The 25,084-nt window shown below is 37.4% G+C and carries 22 protein-coding genes and 1 other RNA gene; 7 read left to right on the plus strand and 16 right to left on the minus strand.

The window, feature by feature from the left end; translation table 11 throughout:
- Nucleotides 1–89: 89 nt before the first annotated feature.
- The 6 genes from ACJVDH_RS08790 to ACJVDH_RS08815 all read right to left on the minus strand — a co-directional run bounded on the left by ACJVDH_RS08790 (nt 90) and on the right by ACJVDH_RS08815 (nt 6,981).
- Nucleotides 90–773 (minus strand): DUF4412 domain-containing protein, encoded by a 684-nt coding sequence (locus tag ACJVDH_RS08790; protein WP_443947192.1) that lies wholly within the window; start codon nt 771–773, stop codon nt 90–92.
- Between the two features lie 12 nt (nt 774–785).
- Nucleotides 786–1,577, minus strand: a complete 792-nt coding sequence (locus ACJVDH_RS08795; protein WP_443947193.1) for an enoyl-CoA hydratase/isomerase family protein — start codon at nt 1,575–1,577, stop codon at nt 786–788.
- Between the two features lies 1 nt (nt 1,578).
- Nucleotides 1,579–3,666 (minus strand): ComEC/Rec2 family competence protein, encoded by a 2,088-nt coding sequence (locus ACJVDH_RS08800; protein WP_443947194.1) that lies wholly within the window; start codon nt 3,664–3,666, stop codon nt 1,579–1,581.
- Nucleotide 3,667: 1 nt separating this feature from the next.
- On the minus strand, nt 3,668–5,698 hold the full coding sequence (locus ACJVDH_RS08805; RefSeq protein WP_443947195.1) for a ComEA family DNA-binding protein: 2,031 nt from the start codon (nt 5,696–5,698) through the stop codon (nt 3,668–3,670).
- Nucleotides 5,688–6,488 carry a hypothetical protein gene (locus tag ACJVDH_RS08810; RefSeq protein WP_443947196.1) on the minus strand — a complete coding sequence of 267 codons (801 nt, stop codon included), beginning with the start codon at nt 6,486–6,488 and terminating at the stop codon, nt 5,688–5,690. The genes ACJVDH_RS08805 and ACJVDH_RS08810 overlap by 11 nt, the downstream gene beginning before the upstream one ends.
- Before the next feature lie 157 nt (nt 6,489–6,645).
- The gene (locus ACJVDH_RS08815; protein WP_443947197.1) at nt 6,646–6,981 is read right to left on the minus strand and encodes a MerR family transcriptional regulator; all 336 of its coding nucleotides are present in this window, start codon (nt 6,979–6,981) and stop codon (nt 6,646–6,648) included.
- Nucleotides 6,982–7,097: 116 nt separating this feature from the next.
- On the opposite strand from ACJVDH_RS08815, the gene alaS reads away from it, so the two are divergent.
- Nucleotides 7,098–9,713, plus strand: a complete 2,616-nt coding sequence (gene alaS / locus ACJVDH_RS08820; protein WP_443947198.1) for an alanine--tRNA ligase — start codon at nt 7,098–7,100, stop codon at nt 9,711–9,713.
- Nucleotides 9,714–9,756: 43 nt separating this feature from the next.
- On the opposite strand, the gene ACJVDH_RS08825 is transcribed toward alaS, so the two are convergent.
- On the minus strand, nt 9,757–10,251 hold the full coding sequence (locus ACJVDH_RS08825; RefSeq protein WP_443947199.1) for a hypothetical protein: 495 nt from the start codon (nt 10,249–10,251) through the stop codon (nt 9,757–9,759).
- A gap of 124 nt (nt 10,252–10,375) precedes the next feature.
- Entirely contained in the window at nt 10,376–10,873 is a 498-nt protein-coding gene (locus ACJVDH_RS08830) for a hypothetical protein (RefSeq protein ID WP_443947200.1), read from the minus strand.
- Between the two features lie 143 nt (nt 10,874–11,016).
- Between ACJVDH_RS08830 and gatB the strand changes: the two genes are divergently transcribed.
- The 5 genes from gatB (at nt 11,017) to ACJVDH_RS08855 (ending at nt 17,085) form a co-directional block, all read left to right on the plus strand.
- Complete coding sequence (gene gatB / locus ACJVDH_RS08835) at nt 11,017–12,474, plus strand: Asp-tRNA(Asn)/Glu-tRNA(Gln) amidotransferase subunit GatB (RefSeq protein ID WP_443947201.1); 1,458 nt, start codon at nt 11,017–11,019, stop codon at nt 12,472–12,474.
- Nucleotides 12,474–13,583, plus strand: a complete 1,110-nt coding sequence (locus tag ACJVDH_RS08840; RefSeq protein WP_443947202.1) for a redoxin domain-containing protein — start codon at nt 12,474–12,476, stop codon at nt 13,581–13,583. Before gatB ends, ACJVDH_RS08840 begins: the two co-directional genes overlap by 1 nt.
- A gap of 107 nt (nt 13,584–13,690) precedes the next feature.
- Entirely contained in the window at nt 13,691–14,380 is a 690-nt protein-coding gene (locus tag ACJVDH_RS08845) for a response regulator transcription factor (RefSeq protein WP_443947203.1), read from the plus strand.
- 128 nt (nt 14,381–14,508) lie between these two features.
- Nucleotides 14,509–15,231: an RluA family pseudouridine synthase gene (locus ACJVDH_RS08850; RefSeq protein WP_443947204.1), complete on the plus strand. Its 723-nt coding sequence runs from the start codon at nt 14,509–14,511 to the stop codon at nt 15,229–15,231.
- Between the two features lie 63 nt (nt 15,232–15,294).
- Complete coding sequence (locus ACJVDH_RS08855) at nt 15,295–17,085, plus strand: chloride channel protein (RefSeq protein WP_443947205.1); 1,791 nt, start codon at nt 15,295–15,297, stop codon at nt 17,083–17,085.
- A gap of 72 nt (nt 17,086–17,157) precedes the next feature.
- On the opposite strand, the gene ACJVDH_RS08860 is transcribed toward ACJVDH_RS08855, so the two are convergent.
- From ACJVDH_RS08860 to ACJVDH_RS08895, 8 genes are all read right to left on the minus strand, one after another.
- Nucleotides 17,158–18,561 (minus strand): sigma-54-dependent transcriptional regulator, encoded by a 1,404-nt coding sequence (locus ACJVDH_RS08860; protein WP_443947206.1) that lies wholly within the window; start codon nt 18,559–18,561, stop codon nt 17,158–17,160.
- Between the two features lie 241 nt (nt 18,562–18,802).
- Nucleotides 18,803–19,178: RNase P RNA component class A (gene rnpB, locus ACJVDH_RS08865), an RNA gene on the minus strand.
- A 50-nt stretch (nt 19,179–19,228) separates the two neighbouring features.
- Complete coding sequence (locus tag ACJVDH_RS08870) at nt 19,229–19,651, minus strand: c-type cytochrome (RefSeq protein ID WP_443947207.1); 423 nt, start codon at nt 19,649–19,651, stop codon at nt 19,229–19,231.
- A gap of 69 nt (nt 19,652–19,720) precedes the next feature.
- Nucleotides 19,721–20,371: an SCO family protein gene (locus tag ACJVDH_RS08875; RefSeq protein WP_443947208.1), complete on the minus strand. Its 651-nt coding sequence runs from the start codon at nt 20,369–20,371 to the stop codon at nt 19,721–19,723.
- A 63-nt stretch (nt 20,372–20,434) separates the two neighbouring features.
- Entirely contained in the window at nt 20,435–20,695 is a 261-nt protein-coding gene (locus ACJVDH_RS08880; protein WP_443947209.1) for a YHS domain-containing protein, read from the minus strand.
- Between the two features lies 1 nt (nt 20,696).
- Nucleotides 20,697–21,158, minus strand: a complete 462-nt coding sequence (locus tag ACJVDH_RS08885; RefSeq protein WP_443947210.1) for a hypothetical protein — start codon at nt 21,156–21,158, stop codon at nt 20,697–20,699.
- Nucleotides 21,159–21,349: 191 nt separating this feature from the next.
- Nucleotides 21,350–21,664: a hypothetical protein gene (locus ACJVDH_RS08890; protein ID WP_443947211.1), complete on the minus strand. Its 315-nt coding sequence runs from the start codon at nt 21,662–21,664 to the stop codon at nt 21,350–21,352.
- 172 nt (nt 21,665–21,836) lie between these two features.
- On the minus strand, nt 21,837–23,573 hold the full coding sequence (locus ACJVDH_RS08895) for a phospho-sugar mutase (protein ID WP_443947212.1): 1,737 nt from the start codon (nt 23,571–23,573) through the stop codon (nt 21,837–21,839).
- Between the two features lie 182 nt (nt 23,574–23,755).
- On the opposite strand from ACJVDH_RS08895, the gene ACJVDH_RS08900 reads away from it, so the two are divergent.
- Complete coding sequence (locus tag ACJVDH_RS08900; protein ID WP_443947213.1) at nt 23,756–25,069, plus strand: aspartate kinase; 1,314 nt, start codon at nt 23,756–23,758, stop codon at nt 25,067–25,069.
- Nucleotides 25,070–25,084: the final 15 nt, after the last annotated feature.

Genomic DNA, 25,084 nt, shown 5'->3' on the forward strand with positions numbered 1-25,084 from the left:
AAGTTTAGGTAAAAAAAAAGCTTTTTAACGCAGGCTAATTTAATAAAAAGCCGGCGTTAAAAAGCCTTAAATGGATTTGGTTTACTTAATTATTCGCCGCCACCTTGTAATTTTGCAAGGTCTTCCATTGTAATTACTTCATATCCGCTAGGGATATCTTTAGAAATTTTACCCACTTTGTTTTCAGAAATTGCTTTAACTATCGTAGTGGTTTCTATTCCTTTTTGCAATAAAGTATATTTTACCGGAAAAGCCGCCAGGCCTGGGAAATATTGTTCTGAACCTGTATTTGGCAATTCTACATCTTTTGTTGCCCACAATTCATGGGTACCACCTTTATCATCTTTATAGGTGTATTTTTCTGCAGAATAACCAGAAATGGTTTGCTTTTCACCTGTAGATTTAAAATCTGAATATTTAGGCACTTCGCCCATTACTTTTTCTACGTCTTCTTTGCTTTGTTTTACAGCAAACTGTTTTTGTGCAATAGGAACATCAATTAATAACAAGCCTGTTTTATCGTTGTTGTCAGAGATAATTCCAACCAACGCCGGACCTTGCTCAATTTCTATTTTGGTAAAACCGTTGTTGAATTTTACTTTCAACTCTTTTGGTGGTTCCATTCCGCCCATAGATGCTTTTTGCTCTGCCGTAAGTTTGTATTCCATTCCGTAAGTGATGGTTCCTTCTGTGATCTTTTTTTGTGCATGGGCCAAAATAGCCGTTCCGATTAAGATTGATGCAAGTACACCAGTTTTGATAGATTTGAACATTTTTTTTATACTTTAATTATTAGTTAATTTCCAATTGACTTTTTCTTTATTAAGAAAAGCAGCTATGCCTTTTTTAAAATCATCGCTTTCTCTCACGCGTGCATTAATTTGTACTGCGGTTTCCAATCGCTTTTCCAAAAGTGGATTATTCGTCTGGCTGATGAGCTGTTTCGTAATCATTAAGGAATGACTCGAACACTTTTCGCACAAATTTAACGCAAATTCTTTCACAGTAAGATCAATGTTTTCTTGTTTTGTTACAAAATTTATGAGTTTATAGCTTAACGCTTTTTCTGCAGAAAATATTTGTCCGGTTAACAAAATCTCTTTGACCACCGTTTCGCTAAGTTTTTGTGTAAGGAAACAAGAGACCAATGCCGGCACAAAACCTATTTTAACTTCTGTGTAACCGAAGTTACTTTCTGGCGTGGCAAAAATAAAATCGCAAATGGTTGCAAGTCCGCAGCCACCGGCAATTGCTGCGCCTTCAACCTGCGCAATTACGATTTTAGGTAAATAGTAAACCGTGGTAAACAATTTTTTGAGCAAATTAGTATCTGCAACATTCTCTTCAAACGTATTTTTTTGTATCTGTTGAAGATATTGTAAATCTGCTCCTGCGCTAAATGCTTCGCCATTGGCTTTCAAAATCAATACTTTCGCATTGTCATCTTCAGAAGCTTCTAGAAAAGTGTTGGTTAAGGCTGTGATCAATTCCGGGTTTAGGGCATTTCTTTTTTCTGGCCTGTTTAGGGTAATTGTACCAACCTGATCTTTTACTTCATATATTACCAGTTTCTCCATTTTATGGTTTTAGGTTAACCAAATATGCTGTATTTTTCTTTAAAACAAAGATTTTAGCAGATTTGTTCCAATCGAAATGTAGAAAAGACTCTATTTTATTATCGCTGTTGCTCGCATCTATAATGGCATCACTGAAGTTAATTTTGTTTGTATTGGCGCTTAAATCAAAATTTGTATTGTTTCTCAACCAAATGCCAGAGAAGCTTAACGTTTGTGCCAGCGTTTTGTAACTGAATGATTTATCGATCAAAAGCAGTTTATATTGATCGAAGATTAATTGATGATTGCTTAAAACAAAATCGCCTGCAACAGTATCTGTTTCAGCATTAATTACGGTAACCGAATCAACCTGACTTTCATCCAAAGCAGGTTTAACAAAATAGCTGAAATTTCTATCGGTGGTTTTCAGTCCGGTCACAACAATCGCTTTTCTGCCAGAAATAAATGCCGCTGCGTAATTGCGTTTTAAGCTGTAAAATATGATCCGTTTTTGCTGATAATTTTTGATGTCGGTGAAGGATATTAAAACTACATACAACGCATACACGGAAACAGATGAGAATAGAAATCTCTTTTTAGAAACTTGTAAAGCGTATAACAGCAGTGCAATTGCAAGGTACAGTAGAATCATTTGAGGCAATGTGATCCAAATTGCTTTAAAACTGGAATATGGAAGCGTCGCAATCCATCTTAAACCTGAGTTTGTGTGCATAATTAACCAATCTAATAGTTCTGCCAAAAATCCGAAACCCGGCAGCAAAACCACCAAGCCTAGATACATCATCAATGCAAGCGGTAGCGTAATGAAAAGATTGGCAAATAGAAAATATAAAGGAAACTGGTGGAAGTAATATACACTAAGCGGAAAAGTAAAAAGCTGTGCAGATAAAGATAGTGCAGTAAAATTCCACAGATAGTCTGCCGCTTTGTTTTTAAAATACCAAAGGTGATAAATTTTAGGTTGCAGATAAATTAAACCCAAAACGGCCAGGTAAGAAAGCTGAAAACCTACATCGAATATAGAAAAAGGATTGTACGTTAACTGGCAAAACGCAGAGAAGGCAAGTATATTAAAGTTGTTTTTGGTTTTTATGAATGTTTTTGCGCTCATAAATACCGAAATCATAATTGCCGAACGTACAACGGATGGCGATAATCCTGTTATAACTGCGTAACACCAAATTAGGATGCAGATCACAACAAACTTTAAAATTCGAAGTTTTAACTGGCGGTTTAGAAAACCCAATAAAAAAGCGATTACCGCGTAAATTAAACCGACATGTGCACCAGAAACTGAAAGTGCATGAATGGTTCCCGTTCTGGAGTAAATATCCATTATTTCTTGATCCAATTGTGCGCGATAACCTAAAATTAGTGTAGATGCAATTCCGATTGCTTCCGGATGGGAGAGCAATTTCTGGTATTTGGAAACCATTTTCCTACGCAATTCTAAAGCATAACGGATTATTGGATTCCCTTTATTTATACCGGTTTTCAGGATTTTATTTTGCGCCGTAAAAGCCTGATGGAAAATGTTTTGATTGGCTAGCCAAGCTTTGTAATTAAACTCGTGTGGGTTGCGCGGTGGTTCTATTTCTATAACTTTTGCCCGTAACAAAAGCTCATCTCCGTAGTTGAATATTAAAGGTTTCAGACTGTCTAGTTTTACGGCTAATGAAAGATACCCGCTCACATGTACAGAAAGATTTTCATGATAGGCCACTTGTGTACGCACTTTCAATCGCGCAATTCCGTTGTTAAATTCTGGCTCGTTAACAATGTATACGCGTAACGTATGATAGTTGGTTTTCGTAAAATAATCACTGCGCAAAGTTTCATTATTCAGCAAACAAAGTGCACCACCAAAAAACAGAAAGAAAATGTTTAAGAAAAAACTAGAGACACCTTTTAAGTGTAATTTCACCAGTTTTTGGTAGTATACAGCGCCGGTAAAGAGCCATGTAAAAACGAATAAAACTACGAACCATAAAGTTTTTACGATCCACATTTCTGCCAGTGAATAGAAGATCAGTATTCCGGCGATAAAAGGAATTAAAATGCGCAAAAAAAGGTATTCGGCCTTGAACATATTAAAACTGATATCTCAACTGAAGTTTTAATTCAGATTTTTTATTTCCTTGAATTTCATCTAAGTAAGTGCCAACTGTTTCTACGCCTTGGTAAACGAACATGGCACATCTTAACCATACATTAAAATTTTTTGACGCATTATATTTTAGATTGATATAAGTTCTGACACCTTTGCCGTTGTATACACCAAAAGCAAAACTGTATAACACATCGTCCTCATACGTATAAATACGGCTGTTGTAACTTGGCGTGTTAAAATACGCTAACCGGAGGTTTCCGCTCATTCTAGATTTCTGTGGCTTTATACCGATGTCTTGATAAACTAAATAACCAAATTCGGCGGCGGGATTTCCTTTTTTGTACTGAGAAACTTCCAATCTGTTTTCAAAGCTAATGATTGGATTTATAGACCAGTTTGCATCAAATCGGTAACCTTCTTTTTTTACATCGTCCAGGTATTTTACGGCCATTTCTAAATCCGTATTTTGAGGTTTTATTTCAGATTTGAAACGTCCTTGTATCCTGAAATTTTTCCTCGGAGAATAAACCAGTTGCGCGAGGATTTCATAACCACTCGAAGGTGCGTCTACCAGATATTTTAACCATGGGAAACTAAACTGATCAATATAAGCAGAAAATGTCCACGATTTGTTGGGTATAATGTTTAATCCAGCGTAAATTCCTTTTTCATTTGATGCTTGTGAAGATTCAGCAAACCCTTGATTAAAAAAACTATAATAATCTTTCTGGTAATTTCTGTAGCTAAAAGACGTAGAAATTATTGGCGATAAGCTTAGAATTACGCCATTAATGCTTGCGGTGCCGCTACTATAGCTGTGCGCTATTTCGCCAAAAATATAAGCGTTTTTTAGGGTGTAATTATAGCTTAAACCCACGTTTGTTAATTGCCTGCCGGTAAAACTAAATTGATCATAAATAGCCGTTTGGGTGATAAAATCGTTGCTAAAATTGGTATGGTAGATCATGGCAGTTATATTTAAGCCACTCAGTGTATATTTACCAGTGAAGCCTGCGACGTTTTGACCTAAACTATTTTGGTTTTCAATTTCTGAAGCGGTGCGGTGTAATCCGGTTTGTGTAATCGTAGATTGAACAATGTTTCCGGCATCCGCAATACTTTGGCTTGCATCTAAGTTTCTGAACGATATAAAAGGCGTTACCATTAACTGGGTCGTTAATTCTAAGGTGGCGGCAAGCCCTCTGAAAAAGGAATATTCATTAGAGGAAGAATAGGGGCGCAGACCAAGATCTTTTTTTGCAACCCCGATAATATCGGGAGATTTACCGAAACCAAAACCCGACCAGAGCGTTAAGCCTTCTCCAAACTGAAGTGCGTAATCGCCAATCACCAGTTCTTTTATTTTCCAGACGTTGTTAATTTTGATATGCCCCGAGAGAAAATCAACAGATTTGTACATCGCCGCTTCACCGGGATCTTTTTCTATCGTCAAAGCAGCAGAAATTTTATCGTCTAGATGGTATCTGTAACGAATCAGTAATTTCTCTGGGCTGCCTAAATAACGGTTTCCTTCTAAATCTTTAAAACCAGCCTTTTGCTCTAAAGTCTGCACATACTGTATAATCATGTCATTTTCAGACGAGCGAATGAATTTTTTGAATGTTAGCGGGTTAGATTCTTTTGCTCCGGAAAGGGTTACAAAAGGCGACAGGTTTTGGATGGTCTTAACATCAAAAAGATCTATTGTCTGAAGCTCCGCCAAATCCAGAAGAAGGCCGTTTTTTTTTATATGGTCCAATAAATTCCCAATTTGAACCGGCGACAGAAAGATAATTGGTTTCAGATCATCTGCTGTTGCATAATTTAAGTTAAGCGGATGTTTTTTGTAATGGTTTAAAACTTCCACAAGTTCGACCATATCATAATCTTCCGGCAAATTTTCGGCAACACTTTCCAGGATATTCTTCAGGTCAATTTCTGTTTGTGTAACCTGTGCCATAGTATTTAGGCTGGTTATAACCAACATGGCGAACAAAACTTTATAAAACATAACTCAGAGAAATTTGAGGTAAATAACCCAGATTATTGTCATTTGCCACGGCAAAATCAAATGCAATTTTTTTATAATTTAATCCTATTCCGCCGTACTGTTTAAATGGTTTCAGGCTAGTGCCGCACCTTAGGCTTAATGTTGTATGAATTTTGTATTCGAGGCCAAATCGCGAGTCAACTGCTTGTTGCCTTGTATTGGAAATGCTTGTTGCCAGCATCACTTTGTCTGATGCGATGTAACTAAAACCAACAGTATAAGAAGTCAGAATTTCTGTGGTTAGGTTTGTTGCAAAATAATTTTGACGGAAGGGATTTTTTATATAACCACCAATAATAAATTGATTATTAAATGTATATAATGCTCCGGCATCAACAGAAACTGCTGTGGCGCTGCCATAATTTTTTATGGTTAGCTGGTGGTAATTTGCTGTTAAAGCGAATGAAAGTTGATTAAATTTTTTAGCATAAGTAAAGCCCATTTTACTTTCGTTATACTCAGAAAAGCCGTACCGTTGTAAGTGAATACCTAAAAAATTATTACGCAGCGGAATAACCATCGCAAAACTTTGCGCACTCAATTCATTGCTAAACAAATAGCGTAGATAGTTTAACGAAACAGTTGTTTGTTTAATTTCAGTTATAGCAGCACCATTTCCCTGCAGGGCCCAAACATCAGGCACTGAGGTATCATTGTTGCCCATTGCGGTGAGCCTGGAACCGAGAATATTTTGAGCGGAGAGCGAAAAAATGTGGAGGATGGACAATACAAATACAAACCATATCTTCATAATAAAGCGTTAAGCAAACGGAGATAGGGAGATTGTAGAGTGCGTACAGATATTTATTGCCGAAAATCAACTATCGACGACCTAATATAGTCAATAAACTTTGATAGAATTGTATGCTGATTTGTTAAAAATATTGATTTACAGTTTTTTATGTAGATTACAGTTCCTGTGCAAGATTAACCAGGAAGCCTTTAAGTTTTTCAAGAGAATCGATGATTTTTTGATTTTCTTTAACGTCTGATTTGTTGTTTTTCAAGAACTCCTTTGCACCTTTTAAAGTGAATCCTTTTTCATCAACCAGATTAAAAATGATTTTGAGGTTTTCAATATCTTCTGGTGTAAAAAGGCGGTTTCCCTTTTTGTTTTTTTTGGGTTGAAGGATATCAAATTCCTTTTCATAAAAACGGATCTGCGAAGCATTTACATTAAACATTTCTGTCACTTCGCCCATAGTGTAATACATTTTGTTGATGTCTCTTTCTTTGTAAGGCATATTTTGTATTTGATTATGAGTCTATTATGAAGATTAATTAAAGTACTCAAATGTAGTCGGTTTTTTCCTTAATAATGCAATAAAATTTTAATTTTGTTGCTCCAATTTATAACGTAATGACAGCAAAAGAGATAAGACAGGCATTCCTCGCTTTTTTTGAATCCAAACAACATCATATTGTTCCATCGGCTCCGATTGTCGTAAAAAACGATCCGACATTGATGTTTACCAATGCCGGAATGAACCAGTTTAAAGACTTATTTCTGGGCGAGGCCGCGATTAAATATACGCGTGTTGCAGATACTCAGCGTTGTTTGCGCGTATCCGGAAAACACAATGATTTAGAAGAAGTTGGTATTGATACCTATCACCACACCATGTTCGAAATGTTGGGCAACTGGAGTTTTGGAGATTATTTCAAGAAAGATGCAATTGCATGGAGCTGGGAATTATTGACAGAAGTATATAAAATCCCGAAAGATAAATTGTATGTCACCTATTTTGAAGGCGATGAAAAAGAAGGATTAGAGAAAGATCAGGAAGCATATGACCTTTGGAAACAATATGTAGATGAAAGCCATATTTTACCCGGTAACAAAAAGGATAATTTTTGGGAAATGGGCGATACCGGCCCTTGCGGTCCATGCTCCGAAATTCATGTAGATTGCCGCACCGATGAAGAAAAAGCTTCGGTTAATGGTGCTGATTTGGTTAATGCAGATCATCCTCAGGTAATCGAAATCTGGAATAATGTATTTATGCAATTTAACAGATTAAAAGATGGTTCATTACAAAGCTTGCCGGCAAAACATGTAGATACCGGTATGGGCTTTGAGCGTTTAGTGCGCGTATTACAGGAAAAAACATCTAATTATGATACCGATGTTTTTCAACCACTTATCCAATTTATTTCTGATAAAGCTGGTATTCAGTATGGTGTAGATGAAAAAACAGACATCGCTATGCGTGTTATGTCTGATCATATTCGTGCCATTTCATTCGTAATTGCAGATGGGCAATTGCCATCAAACAATAAAGCTGGTTATGTAATTCGCCGTATCTTACGTCGCGCAGTGCGTTATGCATATACTTTTTTAAATTTTAAAGAACCGTTTCTTAATCAATTGGTGCCTTTGCTTGCAGAGCAATTTAAAGGTGTTTTTGATGAATTGTTTTCTCAGCAGGATTTTGTACAAAAAGTAATTCTGGAAGAAGAAGTTTCTTTCTTGAGAACTTTATCTACAGGAATACAGCGTTTCGAGAAATACCAACCAAAAGACAACCTCGTTGAAGGTAATTTTGCATTTGAGTTATCAGACACTTTCGGTTTTCCGATAGATCTTACAGAGCTTATGGCCAAAGAAAAAGGTTGGTCTGTAGATTTATCAGGTTATGAACTGGCATTAAAAAAACAAAAAGATGACAGTCGCGCGGCTACTGCGATTGATACAGGAGATTGGGTAGTTGTAAATGACGATGAGCAAAGCATATTTGTGGGTTATGATGATCTGGAGTTTGAAACTGAAATTCTCAAATACAGAAAAGTAAAAGCAAAAGGTAAAGAACAGTATCAGATTGTATTGCGCCAAACGCCGTTTTATGCAGAAAGCGGCGGCCAGGTTGGAGATACCGGCAGGTTAGAAGACCACAGCAGACAATTTTGGGTAGATGTTACCGATACTAAAAAAGAAAATGGCTTAACCGTTCATTTTACTGATATTTTACCAGACAATATGGAAGGTAAATTCTGGGCGGTTGTAGATGAAGATAAACGGATCCTGACTGAAGATAACCACTCTGCAACACATTTACTACATGCTGCTTTGAAGCAGGTTTTGGGTGTGCACGTCAACCAGAAAGGCTCACTGGTAAATCCAGATTACCTACGTTTTGATTTTTCGCATTTTGCAAAGGTAACCGACGATGAGTTGGCACAGATAGAGGTTATTGTAAACCAGAAAATCCGTCAGAACATTAAATTGAAAGAACAAAGGAATGTGCCTTATCAAGATGCTATAGAAAGTGGTGTAACCGCTTTGTTTGGGGAGAAATATGGCGATTTTGTTCGTATGATTACTTTTGATGATCATTTCTCAAAAGAGCTTTGTGGCGGAACACATGTAAAAGCAACCGGGCAAATCGGTTCGTTTAAAATCGTTTCTGAAAGTGCAGTTGCAGCTGGTGTTCGCCGGATTGAGGCAATTACGGCGGATAAAGCAGAGCAATTTTTCTTAGATCAGAGAAAAGAACTTGGTCATTTGAAAACACTTTTAAATGGAACAAAAGATCTTTCAGCATCGGTTCAGGCATTGCTTGATGAAAATGCCAAATTGAAAAAAGAGATAGAAAAATCTACTTTAGAGCGTGTAGAGACATTAAAACACGAGATTGTTCATCATGTAAGAGGAATTGATGGTGTAAATTTAATTGCGAAACATATAGATCTTCCAAATGCAGACGCAGTAAAGAATTTGGCTTTCTCTCTTAAAGCGATGGTCGATAATCTGTTTCTAGTTTTTACTTCTGAGGTTGATGGCAAACCAAGTATAACGGTAATGGTATCAGAACATTTAGTGAAAGATAAAGGATTGGATGCCTCTAAAATTGTTCGTGAACTGGCTAAAGAAATTCAGGGCGGTGGCGGTGGTCAAGCGTTTTATGCAACAGCAGGCGGTAAAAATGCGGCGGGTTTAAAAGCCGTTCTTGAAAAAGCGGAAACGTTTCTGAAATAATATCGTTAATCATAAAAAAAGCGGCTTAAGCCGCTTTTTTTATTTAATGTCTGTGACGATCGCCATGTCCTCGGGATGGGCCACGTCCGTGTCCTCTGTTATCATGGTGTCTGTATTCTACGCGTTTATACACTTTTTTTGGTGCATTGTACCTTGCAGGTCGGCCGCCTCCATAAGAAGAACGTACAACCGTAGTATGCCTCGCATATCTGGCCCTGTGTGTATTGTAGCTGCGATAAGGTTGGTTGCCATACACAACAATTTTACGGCTGTGGTTTAAGTTGTAACCTCTGTATCTGCCCGGAAGGTTTCTCGATCTGATCCATCGGTTTCCGCTCAAATAAACAAATTGATGTTGTGGTACGTAATAATAACTTTGTACTTCTGGTAAATAATAATAATTAACGTTTTGATAACCAGCCGGAACCCACGTGGGTTGCGGACCAATATTTACGTTAATACTAACCTGAGCATTAGATTGATTAGATGTTAAAGCAACGATACCTACGATCGCTGAGATGATGATTAGCTTTTTCATAATAATCTATTTATTTGTGTGTACTTAGATAATTCAAACGTTATGCCAAATTATCTATTGTAACCAAATAAATAAAAAAGAGATACCATGGGCATCTCTTTTTCTAATTCTATAATTTAATTTTTTAACGGCCTTTCTTTTTTGAATTGTTGTTTCCGCCTTTGGAATTTTGATTTCTCCCTTGGTTATTTTTACTATTATTCTTGCTGTTGTTTTTCGCATCGTTGTATTTTTCATCTTTGCTATCGCGAATTACAGGTTGTTTTCCCTTATTGTTTTTATATTGTTTGTACTGCGTGGTATGGGTTTTGTTCTGAAGATAGGGTTTATCTGTATTCATAACTACTTTGTATGCACCATACAGATCGAAGTTTGAATATTGGCTTGGTAAAGCGTTTACCCACGACCAGCTATTCCCATTCTGGACAACGTATTGCCCTGACGGAACGTAATAATAAGAGTTTATATCTGGCAAATAATAATATTCTGCATGATCATATCCTGTTGGGCCCCAGAGAGGCTGAGATCCAATATTTACATTTAAATTGATTTGTGCATGTGCGCGTTCGATGGTGAGCATTGCGCTTGACGCGATTAAGGCAATTAAGATTAATTTTTTCATAACATCTGTGATTTAAAAAATTTTCAGTAATATATTATTAATCATACATCAATACAACTGCCAAGTTTATCGCATCGCACTCATTTTAACAGTATTTAACTATCTTTGCTTTTATATATTAAGAAATACGATACCGACATTATATGAGTTTAGATACCTTCCAGAACAATTTTGAGCTCGTTTCAGGACTGGAAATACATGTACAGTTAAATACCAATACCAAGATTTTTTCGTCGGATAGTGCCACATTCGGGGCAAACCCAAATCAGAATATCTCTGCAGTTTCACTTGCACTTCCAGGTGCATTGCCAAAACTCAATAAAGAAGTTGTGGCAAAAGCTGTACGGATTGGTTTAGCCTTAAACTGTACCATAAATCAGTTAAACCATTTTGACCGTAAAAACTATTTCTACGCAGATTTGCCAAAAGGTTACCAGATTACACAAGATAACCAACCCATTTGTGTAAATGGATTTTTGGAGGTAGAACTTACAGATGGCTCCGTTAAAAAAATCGGTATAAACAGAATACATTTAGAAGAAGATGCAGGCAAAAGTATTCATGATCAGCATGATCAATATTCTCTGGTTGATCTGAACCGTGCCGGTGTGCCATTAATTGAAATTGTAACCGAACCTGATATCCGTAGTGCCGAAGAAGCATCAGCACTTTTATCAGAAATCCGGAAACTTGTACGTCATTTAAACGTGAGTGATGGAAATATGGAAGAGGGAAGTTTACGTTGCGATGCGAATATTTCCATCCGGGAAAAAGGAAGTACCGAATTTGGAACACGCTGCGAGGTAAAAAATCTGAACTCTATGCGCAATGTACGCAGAGCGATGGAATTTGAGTTTGGCCGCCAGGTTGAAGTGATTTCTAACGGCGGCAGAATTACTCAGAGTACCCTGAATTTTGATTCGGACCAAGGCACAACATCGCCAATGCGTACAAAAGAAGAAGCAAATGATTACCGTTATTTTGCCGATCCGGATTTGCAGCCTATACAAATTTCAGACGATTGGCTTGCCGAAATTAAATCGGCTATGCCGGCACTACCAAACGAAATTTCTAAACAAATGATAGCAGAGTTCGGGATTTCTAAGGCAGATGCAGCGCTTTTTGCTGAAGATTTGGATTTACTTCAATATTTTAAGGCAGCACAACCTTTAGTTAAAACCAAAAAAAGTTTAATTAATTGGTTAGTTGGCCCCATACGCGCAGTGTTAAATGAAAAAAATATCACCATTGGCGAATATCAAATTGCAGCAAACCAACTTGCTGAAACCATAAATCTTGTAGACGAGAAAAAAGTTACACAGCAGATTGCCGTACAGCAATTGTTACCTGCATTGGAAAATAATCCAGATGCCAAAGCTGATAAAAAAGCTGCTGAATTGAATTTGCTGATTTCAGAAAATAGCGATGAACTTAGTGTTTTTGTTGATGAAGTGTTGAATAAATATCCTCAACAGGTAGAAGCATATAAAAAAGGTAAAAAAGGCGTTTTAGGTTTGTTTGTGGGCGATGTAATGAAAATGGCAAAAGGCAAAGCCGATGCAAAAAAAATAAATGAAATAATTTTAGAAAAATTAAAATAATGAAGTTAAAACAGATAGGCCTTTTTTTAGCATTGGCGATAGGAATTGTAGCTTGTAAGCAAAAAGAAGATTTCGTAATAGACGGAAAAATCACGAATCCCGGAACGGAAAAAAAAGTTTTCTTATCTGCTATGCAGGGCGGAAATATGGTTGCATTGGATTCTACAAATCTTTCTGAAAAAGGAGAGTTTAAATTTATCCGCAAGACACCTTCTGCCGATTTTTTCAGAGTAACCGTAGGCAACCATGAATTTATGCTAATAGCGAAGAATGGCGACGAGATTAAGCTAGATGCCGATCTTGCAGATAAATCCATGTCGTACAAAATTTCTGGGGCCAATGAAGTAGAAAAATTGTCTGAATTGAATGCGCTGAGAAATAATTTCGCCAAACAGGTAGAAAAACTTCAATCAGATTTTGAAACCAAGGTTGCCGCTCAGCCACAAAACCGTGCGGCTATTCTGGAGGAAATGAAGCCTCAATACGAATCCTATATCAATCAATTGAATACAAGTGTACTGAAATTTGCAAATGACAACAAAGGTAGCTTGGCTGGTTTTTATGCTATGAATACTTTGAGCCCGCAGGATTTTGAAGCTGAACTTGTAAAATATGGCGATGAGATTAAAAATGAAATTAAAGGCAACGCAACTGTAGATACGTTTGTAAAACAAATGGCAGTGCTTAAAGCTGTTCAGGTTGGACAGCCTGCACCGGATTTCTCTATCAGTAGCATTGATGAAAAACCAATTAAATTATCCGATTATAAAGGAAAATATGTACTGTTAGATTTCTGGGCTTCCTGGTGCCAGCCTTGCCGCCAGGAAAATCCAAACGTAGTTCGCGTTTACAATAAATACAAAGCCAAAAATTTTAATATTCTCGGCATTTCTTTAGATACAGACAAAGCAGCTTGGGTTGCTGCAATAAAAGCAGACGGTTTAACCTGGTCTCATGCGAGTGAATTGAAGGATTTTAATGGCGGTACAGTTAGAAAATATCAGGTAGAAGCAATTCCATCTTCTTTTTTGATTGATCCTAACGGGAAGATCGTAGCTAAAAACCTGCGTGGAGATCAACTGGACGCCTTTTTAGCCAAAACTCTATAGCAAATTACTTGCCGTGTTAAAATAAATTGACCAATTAACAATTTGTTAACTTAGCCTTAACGCTTTGATGCATTATGTGCAGTATTTTCGTAACAAATATTTAACCCATGAATAACGCAGGTCAGAAAATATTAATTGTTGATGATGAACCAGATATCCTGGAATTAATCGAGTACAATTTGAAAAAAGAAGGTTACCAGGTCTTCCTGGCATCTAACGGACAAGAGGGCATTTCTGTTGCCAAGAAAGTTCATCCAGATTTAATAATTCTGGATATAATGATGCCAAAAATGGATGGTATTGAAGCCTGCCGTTTAATGAGAGCCATTCCCGAATTCAAAAATACATTTATGGTATTTTTAACTGCGAGGAGTGAGGAATACTCTGAAATTGCTGGTTTTAATGTAGGTGCCGATGATTATATTGCAAAACCAATTAAGCCGCGTGCTTTGGTAAGCAGAATTAACGCCATTTTAAGAAGAAATGCAGGTACGGAAGAAATCTCTGAGAACAAGCTAGAAATTGGCGATCTTGTGATTGATCGCGAAGCCTATTTGGTTTTTCAGGCTGGAGAAAAAGTTGTATTGGCAAAAAAGGAGTTTGAATTGCTATATCTTCTGGCTTCAAAACCTGGTAAAGTATATACCCGGGAGTCTATTCTTAAAAATATCTGGGAAGATTCTGTAGTGGTAACCAACCGTACAATTGATGTACACATCAGAAAATTGCGCGAAAAGTTAGGCGAAAACTATGTATCTACTGTTAAAGGTGTAGGATATAAGTTTGAACTGGCTTAGTTCTGACGAGAATCATATTTAAACACAGTTGATATTTTTTAAGCAAATCAACTGTGTTTTTCTTTTTAAGGGGGAGCAATTCCTCCCGAATAAATCGTAATTTTGCGCTTCATCAAATCACATTACTGTTGAAGTACCCAAATTTTAAAGATCTAATCCTGTTCGAAAACGACGATTACATTGTTGTAAATAAACCACCATTTCTGGCTTCATTGGATGAGCGATCCGCACCGGGAGAAATAAATGTTTTACGCCTTGCGCGGCAGTATACAGAAGACGCCCAGGTTTGCCATCGTTTGGATAAAGAAACGTCAGGTGCACTTATCATCGCTAAAAATTCTGATGCCTACAGAAATGCATCTATTCAGTTTGAAAAACGAAGAGTAAATAAAACCTACCATGCAGTGGTAGACGGACATTTAATTTTTGATCAGCTTCTGGTAGATTTGCCCATTTTAAATTCTGGTAATAAAAACGTAACAATAGATCGCGCAGAAGGGAAACGTGCAGAAACTATATTCAATTCTTTAAAATATTACAAGCATTATACACTGGTAGAATGTAAACCCATTACTGGGCGCATGCACCAAATCAGGATTCACCTGGCTACACAAAAAGCTGCTATTGTTGGCGATGATATGTACCGTGGCAAACCTGTTTTCCTTTCCGCTATTAAAAAAGGATTCAAATTAGGAAAAGACGAAGAGGAGCAACCCATCATGAAAAGATTTGCCCTGCACGCCAAACGTGTGGTGTTTAAAGGCTTGGACGGTAAGGATATTGAGATTGAAGCACCTTACCCTAAAGATTTTGCTACCTTAATCAAATTATTGGATAAGTTTGATGCCTGAGAATTGCCTCGCCGATAAGTTTTGCTTAGTTTTGCGGCGAGCGCTCCACTAAATTCTTACCACATGTACATCCGCTTTGTAAACTACCTCGATACCATTAACCAGTATCGAAAGTCTAAGATTTCAAACAGAAACTTTTTGGTCATCCTGGCGATTATTGTTGGGATTTTGGCGGGAGTAGCAGCAGCGGCGCTTAAGAGTTTAACACATCATATAGAAGAGTTTTTACAATCAGACTGGCATTGGAAATATAAATACTATTTGTTTTTTATTTTTCCAATGATTGGGATACTGTTAACTGTACTTTACATCAAGTATTTTATCCGGAAAAGTAAGTTTGAAACCGGATTAACGCCGCTATTGTACGCGATTTCTCGTAAATCCAGTAAAGTAGAAGCGCACAATATTTATTCGCAAATTATTACCGCAGCAATTACTGTTGGTTTTGGAGGTTCAACCGGTTTGGAAGCTCCAATTGTAACGAGTGGATCATCAATTGGTTCTAGTTTAGGCCGTATTTTAGGCTTATCTTACCGGGAAGTTACAATGTTGGTGGCTTGCGGTGCCGCCGCCGGAATTGCAGGTGCATTTAATAGTCCAGTGGCCGGAATTGTATTCGCTGTGGAAATTCTGCTTCCAGAGTTTACTATTCCAGCATTTATTCCGCTTTTATTGTCTGCAGCAACAGCTGCTGTTGTGGCACGTTTGTTTTATACCCAACAATTGTTTTTTCTGGTAACCGAAGGTTGGCAAGTAAGTGCTTTATCTTATTATGTTGTTTTGGCTATATTTATAGGGCTGTTCTCTATTTATTTTACCAAAGCGAACTATGCTGTAAAAGGTTTCTTTTACAAAATAAAACATCCCTACACTAAGGTCGCCGTAGGCGGTTTGATTTTGGGTGCATTGGTTTTTCTTTTTCCAACTTTGTATGGTGAGGGATATATCACGATGAACTCTCTGTTGAAAGGTGATTATAACGCTGTAATAAATAATAGTATTTTCGCCGATTACAGTTCTATTCCGGCATTAGTGGTTTTATTTACAGTAGTAACCATTTTTATGAAATCTGTTGCCACTCTGGTTACACTTGGTGCTGGCGGCAATGGAGGCACCTTTGCGCCCAGCTTAATTATGGGTGGCTTAATTGGGTTTATATTTGCTTATTTGATTAATTTATCTGGCTTTGCCCAGCTTAATGTATCCAATTTTATAGTAGCGGGTATGGCAGCAGCATTAGGTTCAATTATGCATGCGCCGTTAACTGGTATATTTTTAATTGCAGAGATTACTGGCGGTTATATCCTTATGGTTCCGTTAATGATTACAACTGCAATTTCTTATGCAATTAACCGCAGTTCACAAAAACACTCCATTTACACAAAAGTGCTGGCCGATAAAGGCGAACTGATGTCTTATGAAGATAAAGATTCTACAGTGCTAAGCCAGATGAAGCTTAAATATCTTGTTGAGAAAAATTATCCAAAGGTATTGATGGAAGATTTGATTTCTGTTAAAACCAGTGAAATTCTGGAATCGCATAAAAATATCTGTGCCGTTACAGACGAGGTTGGCGATTTTAAGGGCATAATCTACATTGAAGATTTATTTAATGAAGTGTTGAAAAGCAAAGCCGAACGTCAGCTCTTAGGTTCGCATCTGGTTCAGCAGGCGCCAGGTATGGTAAATGAAGCCGATAATGTTAAAGATGCTTTACAAAAAATGGAACAGTCCAATTCTTGGATTTTACCTGTAGTAGATAGAAATAATAAATACATAGGAATGATTTCCAAAACGGGTATTTTTAACAAATACAGGGCATTGCTTATGCGCCAGGGCGATTATATGTCATAATTAATATTAATGCATAAAAAAAGCTGGAATAATGAATATTCCAGCTTTTTTAGTTTTTAAGCAGCAGAGATATTACTCTGCGCGTTTTAAACCAAATTTTTCAATCTTGCTATATAAATGACTGCGTTGAATATCTATTTCATCGGCCGTTTTAGATACATTCCAGTTGTTTTTCTCCAACTTAAATTTTATAAACTCGCGCTCTGCGTGGTCTTTGTAATCCTGAAAATTGTTAAAGCTATCAAAAGACGAAGACAAAGTAGGCCCGCCGGTTTGCGCAATTTGTGCGCCGCTTGCGGCACCAATATTTGTACCGCCGCCAGGGTTTGCAAATGCCCTAACGTCATGTTCTGTAATGATTTTATCGCTCAGGATAATTAAACGCTCAATCATATTGTGAAGCTCGCGTACGTTTCCCGTCCACGGTAAATTTTGTAAAGCAATCATTCCGGCATCATTAATCCGTTTTACCGGTATACCATAGTCGCCGCAAATGCTCTCTAGAAAATTTTGTGCAATTACCGGAATGTCATCCGTTCGTTCTGTCAAATGTGGAACGTGTATGTTGATCACGTTTAACCGGTGATATAAATCCATACGGAAATTCCCGTCTTCAATTTCTTTCAATAAATCTTTATTTGTAGCCGCAAGAACCCTAACGTTTACGTCAAGTTCTTTCTCGCCACCTACGCGTGTAATTTTATGTTCTTGCAACGCGCGCAGTACTTTTGCTTGCGCAGATAAGCTCATATCGCCAATTTCATCCAAAAATAAAGTACCGCCATTGGCCAGTTCAAATTTTCCTATGCGTTGTTTTACCGCTGAGGTGAATGATCCTTTTTCATGGCCAAAAAGCTCACTCTCAATCAGTTCTGATGGAATAGCGGCGCAGTTAACCTCAATTAAAGGGCTTTCAGATCTGTTTGATTTTTCATGCAACCATCTTGCTACCAATTCTTTACCGCTACCGTTTGCGCCGGTTATCAGTACGCGTGCCTCTGTAGGCGCAACACGTTCTATGGTTTCTTTAATTTTTGAAATACTTTCAGACTGACCCAGAATTTCACGTGTTTTACTCGCTTTGCGTTTTAAAACTTTGGTTTCTGTAACCAAAGTTCCACGGTCTAAGCCATTTCTAACGGTAATTAAAAGCCTGTTTAAATCAGGTGGTTTAGAGATGAAATCAAATGCGCCTTTCTTACTCGCTTCAATTGCTGTTTCTACGGTTCCATGTCCAGAAATCATAATGAAAGGCAGATCTGGCTTTAAAATCTGCGCCTGTTCAAGCACTTCCATGCCATCCATCTTATTCATCTTAATATCGCAAAGAACAAGATCGAAATTTCCTTTCTTAATCATTTCCAAGCCGTCGATACCGTTATCGATATCTTCTACCTCGTAATTTTCATACTCCAGAATTTCGCGTAAGGTACTTCTTATCGCCCGTTCATCATCAATTATTAATAGTTTGGCCATCAGGATTATATTTATTTAGATGCGAATATATTGTTTTTACCGAAAAATGTATAGTTTTTTATACAATATTCCAGGCTATAAACGCAAAAACACCGTAAAGGTTTTAATAAATTTAGCTTTAAAATAGGGGTGAAGCAATTGCAGTGCATGCTGTTGCAGAAAGTCCTGCTGTGCGTATTAGCCCAATAAAAATTAGAGCTATCACTTCCATCAGGTTTATCTAGGAAATTTTGGGCAGTAAAAAAAATGCAGGTCTATAAGCCGGGTTTTGTTCCCGATAAATCGGGTTTCTATCATTAATCTACTATAAATGTTGCCATTTATCTCTATCGACCTACCCACTAACATCGGACGGGCAGCCCTACATGCGTTAGCCTATTTGGTCTTTCAACTCCCGGGGTTTACAAACCACTGCAGTCGCCTGCAATGCTCGTGTGCTCTTACCACACGTTTTCACCCTTATCCTGATAAATCAAGACGGTATATTTTCTGTTGCACTTTCCGTAATTCAGGTTTTCAATCCTAAACCCCTTTCTGTTAGAAAGCGAGACGCCCTGTGTTGCCCGGACTTTCCTCTCTCCCGATTTACTCAGAACAGCGATAGAACAACCTGCATTTTGGCGCAAATATGAGGCTTTTAATGCATAAGTATACTATGTAAACTCAATTATTTGCAGTTTTTTAAATCTTTTGAAATTTGTTCGTAGTGTACAAAACCTTGTTTGTTGCCGAAAGAATTGGTAATAAAAACAATGGTTTGCGCAATCTCAATATCTGTAAGCTCCGGGAAACCAGGCATTTTTTCAGAATAGGCTTTGCCGTTAATGGTGATCTCGTCACTCAAACCATTTTTTACAAAACACCCAAGCTTTTGTTTATTGGTCTGGAGAAACAAACTATCGGTTAAAGGCGGCGCAAGTTGCCCCAAACCTTCGCCATTTTCGCCGTGGCAGTTTTGACATTTCACTTTATAGATATCTCGCCCGCTTGATATGTAATTTTGCAAATCCATTTGTTCCTGGTTTTGGCATGATACAATCACTGCGATTACCGTCATAAAAAATGCCGATATAATAAGGAATTTACGCATGTATTTTTTATTAGAAAAGCCATTTAGAATTTTGGTTACTGCCAAAATCTAAATGGCTTTTTGATAGATTTACTTTTTATACTCTGCCAGTAACACTGGAATGTCTTTTTTCAATTGCGCAACCTGATCTTCTTTTGTGCCATCATATGCCCCGCGGATGCGTCTGTCTTTATCAATCAATACTAAATATCCCTGATGAATGTAGCCGTCTTTCGCCGTGCTGTCTTCACCAACGGCAACTAAATAGTTTTTTTCTGCAAGTGTATATACACTGTCTTTAGTACCGTATAAAAATTGCCATTTTGGACCGTCTACACCAAGTTTTTGCGCGTATTTTTTCAAAGCAGACGGTTTATCGTATTTAAAATCTATGGTGTGTGAGATGAACATAACATCCGGGTTGTCTTTAAAATCTTGATAAACAGTAGACAGATTGCGGTGCATGGTTGGACAAATAGTTGTGCATGAGGTAAAGAAAAAATCTGCAATGTAAATTTTTCCATCCGTTACTTTATTGGTTGTAACTACACTATCTTGATTAAGAAAAGACCAATTTGGGATGGTCTGATAAACGGTGTCTATTTTTTCTGCTCCAGATGCATCTTTCACGGTTTCAGCGTGGCGTTCGCCGTAAAATGGAAGTTTTTTTTCTTGTGTGCAAGAGGTAAAAATAACAGCAGAAAGTAAAATCGCTGCCGCAGATATTTTGAAGTAAGTCATATTTTTATTTTAAAATGTAAATATACAACCTCCGGATCGCCAGAGGGCAACAATTCTAAATTGTTACTTTTTGATGTATTGTTCTGGTGATTTGCTGAATTTTTGCTTGCAGCTTTCAGAGCAAAAACCATAAGTAATTTTCTTATATACAACTGTTTTATCAGCTCCGGGTTTAACTTTCATTTTACATACCGGATCAATTAAGGTTTTCTTAACACTATCACTTGGTAGGATTTTAGTGTCTGCTTGTGGTGGTTTTGCTTTGAGTTGCGAAAAGCAAAGGCAAAAGCCAAATGTAAGTGCTGCAATAATTGTGGTTTTCATATTAATGGTGTTTTTCTGGTGTTTGTGTTTGTTTAATTTCTGGTTTTATCTGTTTTGCATGTAAAACAGAATCTGAGGTACGTATGGTTTTGATAAACGCATCTTCTACGGCACGGATTGATACCATTTGAGATTTATAGTAATTTATTTCTTCTTGCTCTGTTTTACCTTTAAAATTATCGTTAAAAAAATGCATCCAATCCATCATTTTTTCATCGGCGGCATTTAGTTGTTTAATCAAGCTGCTCAACTGTTCTTTTTGCACCGTAGAGTCTTTAGGGAGTTTCAACAATAGCGTGTCTAGTTTCATTTTGTTTTTGATGAGTTTTTCTCCGTCTATCATCAATTGATCGTGGATGTTTAAAACCTCTTCTTTAATGGCTTTTGTATCGGGTTCTGTTTTACAAGCGTTGAAGAAAACCAAGCTGCAACAGATGAAAATTATCGAATTAAATATTCTCATAATATCAAGTTTAATGTAGTTAATCATTTAGCTGAAATTGATTTAAACACCGTTATTCGCATCAAATGCAAAAGCAATGTTTAAACTAAAATGGTTTCTGTAATTATATTTACGGCAAAACGAACGCAGTAGTGATCTGCACTTGGTTTTACCTGTCAAACGATCTGAATATTTACAGAAATAAAGGCTAACTAAACCAGTTTTGGGGGATGAAATATAGAAATTGACGAGCTGAGAACTGCTTTTTCAAAGTATCCGGATGCTACCGCGATAACGAGGAAATGCCGATTGTGGCTAAGTTGAAGAACTTGAAGTTGAGGTTCAGCTTCCACAATACGTTTGAGTGTTTCCTGGTCTTGCTTGGTTTTTCCGGCCAAATCTTTCAGTTTTTTGGCCAGAAAACATTGTCCGTCGCAATGCTTTTCGGGATGAGTTTTATTTACACAAAATACACTGGAAATGTATGCTTTGTTCATCTCGTAGCCAGAGTATACAATCAATTGCATGTAACAATTGGATATTGTACAAGCCACTAAGAAATATATAAGGACAGTTTTGAACATTTGTATTGCGTTGCAAATGTACAAACGAAAATGATTGCGACAAATAAAAATTGAATCCATAAAAAAAGCACAGCAGATTCAATCCGCTGTGCTTTCAATGTTGTTTTAATATTTGTTAAGCCTGCAAATCTTCCATTACAGAATTAATTTTGTCTGAGAGTGTTGCATTTACCGTGTCGAAATCTTTTCTTTCGGCAAGTGCTGCATTCACACTGCAGTAAAATTTAATTTTAGGTTCAGTTCCGCTTGGACGTGCAGAAACAATACTTCCATCTTCAGTAATGAATTGCAAAACATCAGATTTTGGATAATCCAGTTTAGTCACTTTTCCTGAAGAAAGATCTGTTTCCTGGCTAAGCTCATAATCTTTTAATACAGAAACCTTCGATCCGCCCAAAGTTGCAGGAGGATTGTTTCTGAATTTTTCCATCATCGCTTTAATTTCTTCGGCACCAGCTTTTCCCTTTTTAGTAAGCGATACTAAATCTTCTTTATACACGCCGTATTCTACATACATATCCAATAAGGCATCATATAAACTATTGCCTCTGTCTTTATAAAAAGCAGTCATTTCGGCAATAAAAGCCGCAGAAACTACAGCATCTTTATCGCGTACCAAATCGCCAATCAGATAACCATAACTTTCTTCGCCACCTCCAATAAAATATTTCTCGCCCTGAAGTTCAGTGATGAGTTGTCCGATGTATTTAAAGCCGGTTAAGGTATTATAATAGGTTACGTTCTTCTTTTTTGCAATTTCTTCAATCAGGTTAGACGTTACAATCGTTTTCACAATAAACTGATTGCCATCTAGTTTTCCGCTTTCTTGCCAGGCAGTAAGCAAATAATTAATTAGCAAACTCCCGGTTTGGTTTCCATTTAATAAAACCCATTCGCCAGCGTTGTCTTTAACTGCAATTCCTACACGGTCTGCATCCGGATCGGTTGCCAAAACCAAATCTGCGTCAATTTCTTTTGCCTTTTTCATGGCAAGCGTTAGCGCTTCTTTTTCTTCAGGGTTTGGATACACAACCGTTGGGAAGTTTCCATCTGGTGTGCTTTGCTCTTCAACCAATGTCACATTTGTAAAACCAAATTGTTCCAAGGCTTTAGGCACAAGTGTAATTCCGGTTCCGTGAATAGGAGAGAACACAATTTTAAGATCGTGTTGACGATTGATTGCTTCAGGAGAAATAGAAAGCGCTGTAATTCCATCCAGATAAAGTTTATCTACTTCTTCATCAATTAATTGAATATTGGCTTCAATTCGATCAAACTTCACTTCGTCGATATTGCTGATTTTATTTACTTCATCAATAACCAATTTGTCATCTGGAGAAGTAAACTGACCACCATCTGCGCCATAGGCTTTGTAGCCGTTATATTCTTTAGGGTTGTGGGAAGCTGTAAGCATTACACCACTTTTACAACCGAAATGACGAACTGCGAAAGACAATTCTGGCGTTGGCCTTAATGCCGAGAAGAAATAAACAAAAATTCCGTTGGCCGAGAATACATCAGCAGTAATTTTTGCAAAATAATCGGAGTTATTGCGACTATCATGGGCGATAGCTACACTTATTTTTTCTCCCGGATATTTATTGTTCAGGTAATTTGCCAAACCTTGGGTAGCCGTACCAATTGTATATTTGTTAATGCGGTTAGAGCCTGCGCCCATAATTCCGCGTAAACCTCCGGTTCCAAATTCTAAACTTTTATAAAATGCATCTACCAATTCGGTATTTGCATTTTGATCAACCAAATCCTGTATTTCGGCTTTGGTATTCTCGTCATAATTTCCATTTAGCCATTGGTTAATTGTGGCCTGCGTTGATTCATCAATTGCTTGCATTGAGCTTTTTTTTTATTTATTATCTGCGTTTGAACAATATTAATCGGCGGATGTTTGGAACAAAGGCATTTTTATTTCATCTGTCCAAATTTTATTTTGTTGATGGTGTTGCTTTTACCCCGCTTTTGTTTAATTTCACGCCCCGATACAAGTATAAAAAAAATTACATATTCCAGTACAAAATGAAAATATTAAAATTTGGGGGTACCTCTGTAGGTAGTCCCGAACGCATGACGAAGTTGTTGGATATCATTAATCCAAATGAAGAACAGATTGTAGTGTTATCTGCCGTGGCCGGTACTACAAATAGTTTAGTAGAAATTGCAAACAACTTTTTGGCTGGAGATAAGAAGAAGGGTAGCGAGTGCATCGCTAATCTGTATCAGAAATATAAAGACTTTGTAATTGAATTGCTTCCTGAAAGTGAGTTTCAAGAACAGGGAAATGAAGTTATTGACTATCATTTTTCTTTCCTTGCGGGATTAGAAAACGATATTTTCACACCAATTGAAGAGAAAGTTGTTTTGGCTCAAGGCGAGCTTTTGTCTACAACTTTATACCATATTTACTTAAAATCTATCGGCGTTGCATCTGTGCTTTTGCCGGCATTAGATTTTATGAAAACAGATGAGGATAATGAACCGGATATTCCCTTTACGACTAAACATCTAACGCCCGTTTTGGAAGCTAACGCAGGCAATAAACTGTTTATAACACAAGGTTACATCTGCCGCAATAGTTTTGGCGAGGTAGATAATCTTCGCCGTGGCGGAAGTGATTATACTGCTTCGTTACTTGGTGCAGCAATTTTAGCCGAAGAAGTTCAGATCTGGACAGATATTGACGGTATGCACAATAACGATCCGCGGATTGTTAAAGGTACAAAACCAATTGCCCAGCTTTCTTTTGATGAAGCTGCAGAGCTCGCTTATTTCGGAGCTAAAATTCTGCATCCTCAATCCGTTTTTCCAGCGCAGAAATATAAAATTCCGGTACGGTTATTAAATACAATGGAGCCGCAGGCTGCCGGTACTTTAATTACTTACGATAGCGAAAAAGGAAAAATCAAATCTATTGCCGCTAAAGATGGCATTACTGCAATTCGCATTCAATCCAGTCGGATGCTCTTGGCTTATGGTTTCTTACGCCGTGTTTTTGAAGTGTTCGAACGTTACAAAACACCAATTGACATGATCACAACTTCTGAAGTTGCAGTTTCTTTGACAATAGACGATACTACGCATTTATCTGCCATTCAAACAGAATTGGAAACTTTTGGCACCGTTGAGGTCGAAACAAACCACAGTATTGTTTGTGTTGTGGGCGATTTTGGTTCAGAAAAACATGGTTTCGCTAGTAGAGTTTTAGATGGTCTGAAACACATTCCAATCCGTATGATTTCTTACGGAGGTAGCAATTACAACGTATCTCTGCTCATTTTAAGCGGAGATAAAACAGAAGCTTTAAGAAGCTTGCACAACAGATTATTCGAATAGCAGAAAAAAAGAAAT

Origin of the sequence: Pedobacter terrestris (genome assembly GCF_052343045.1) — a bacterium.
Taxonomy (GTDB): Bacteria; Bacteroidota; Bacteroidia; order Sphingobacteriales; family Sphingobacteriaceae; genus Pedobacter.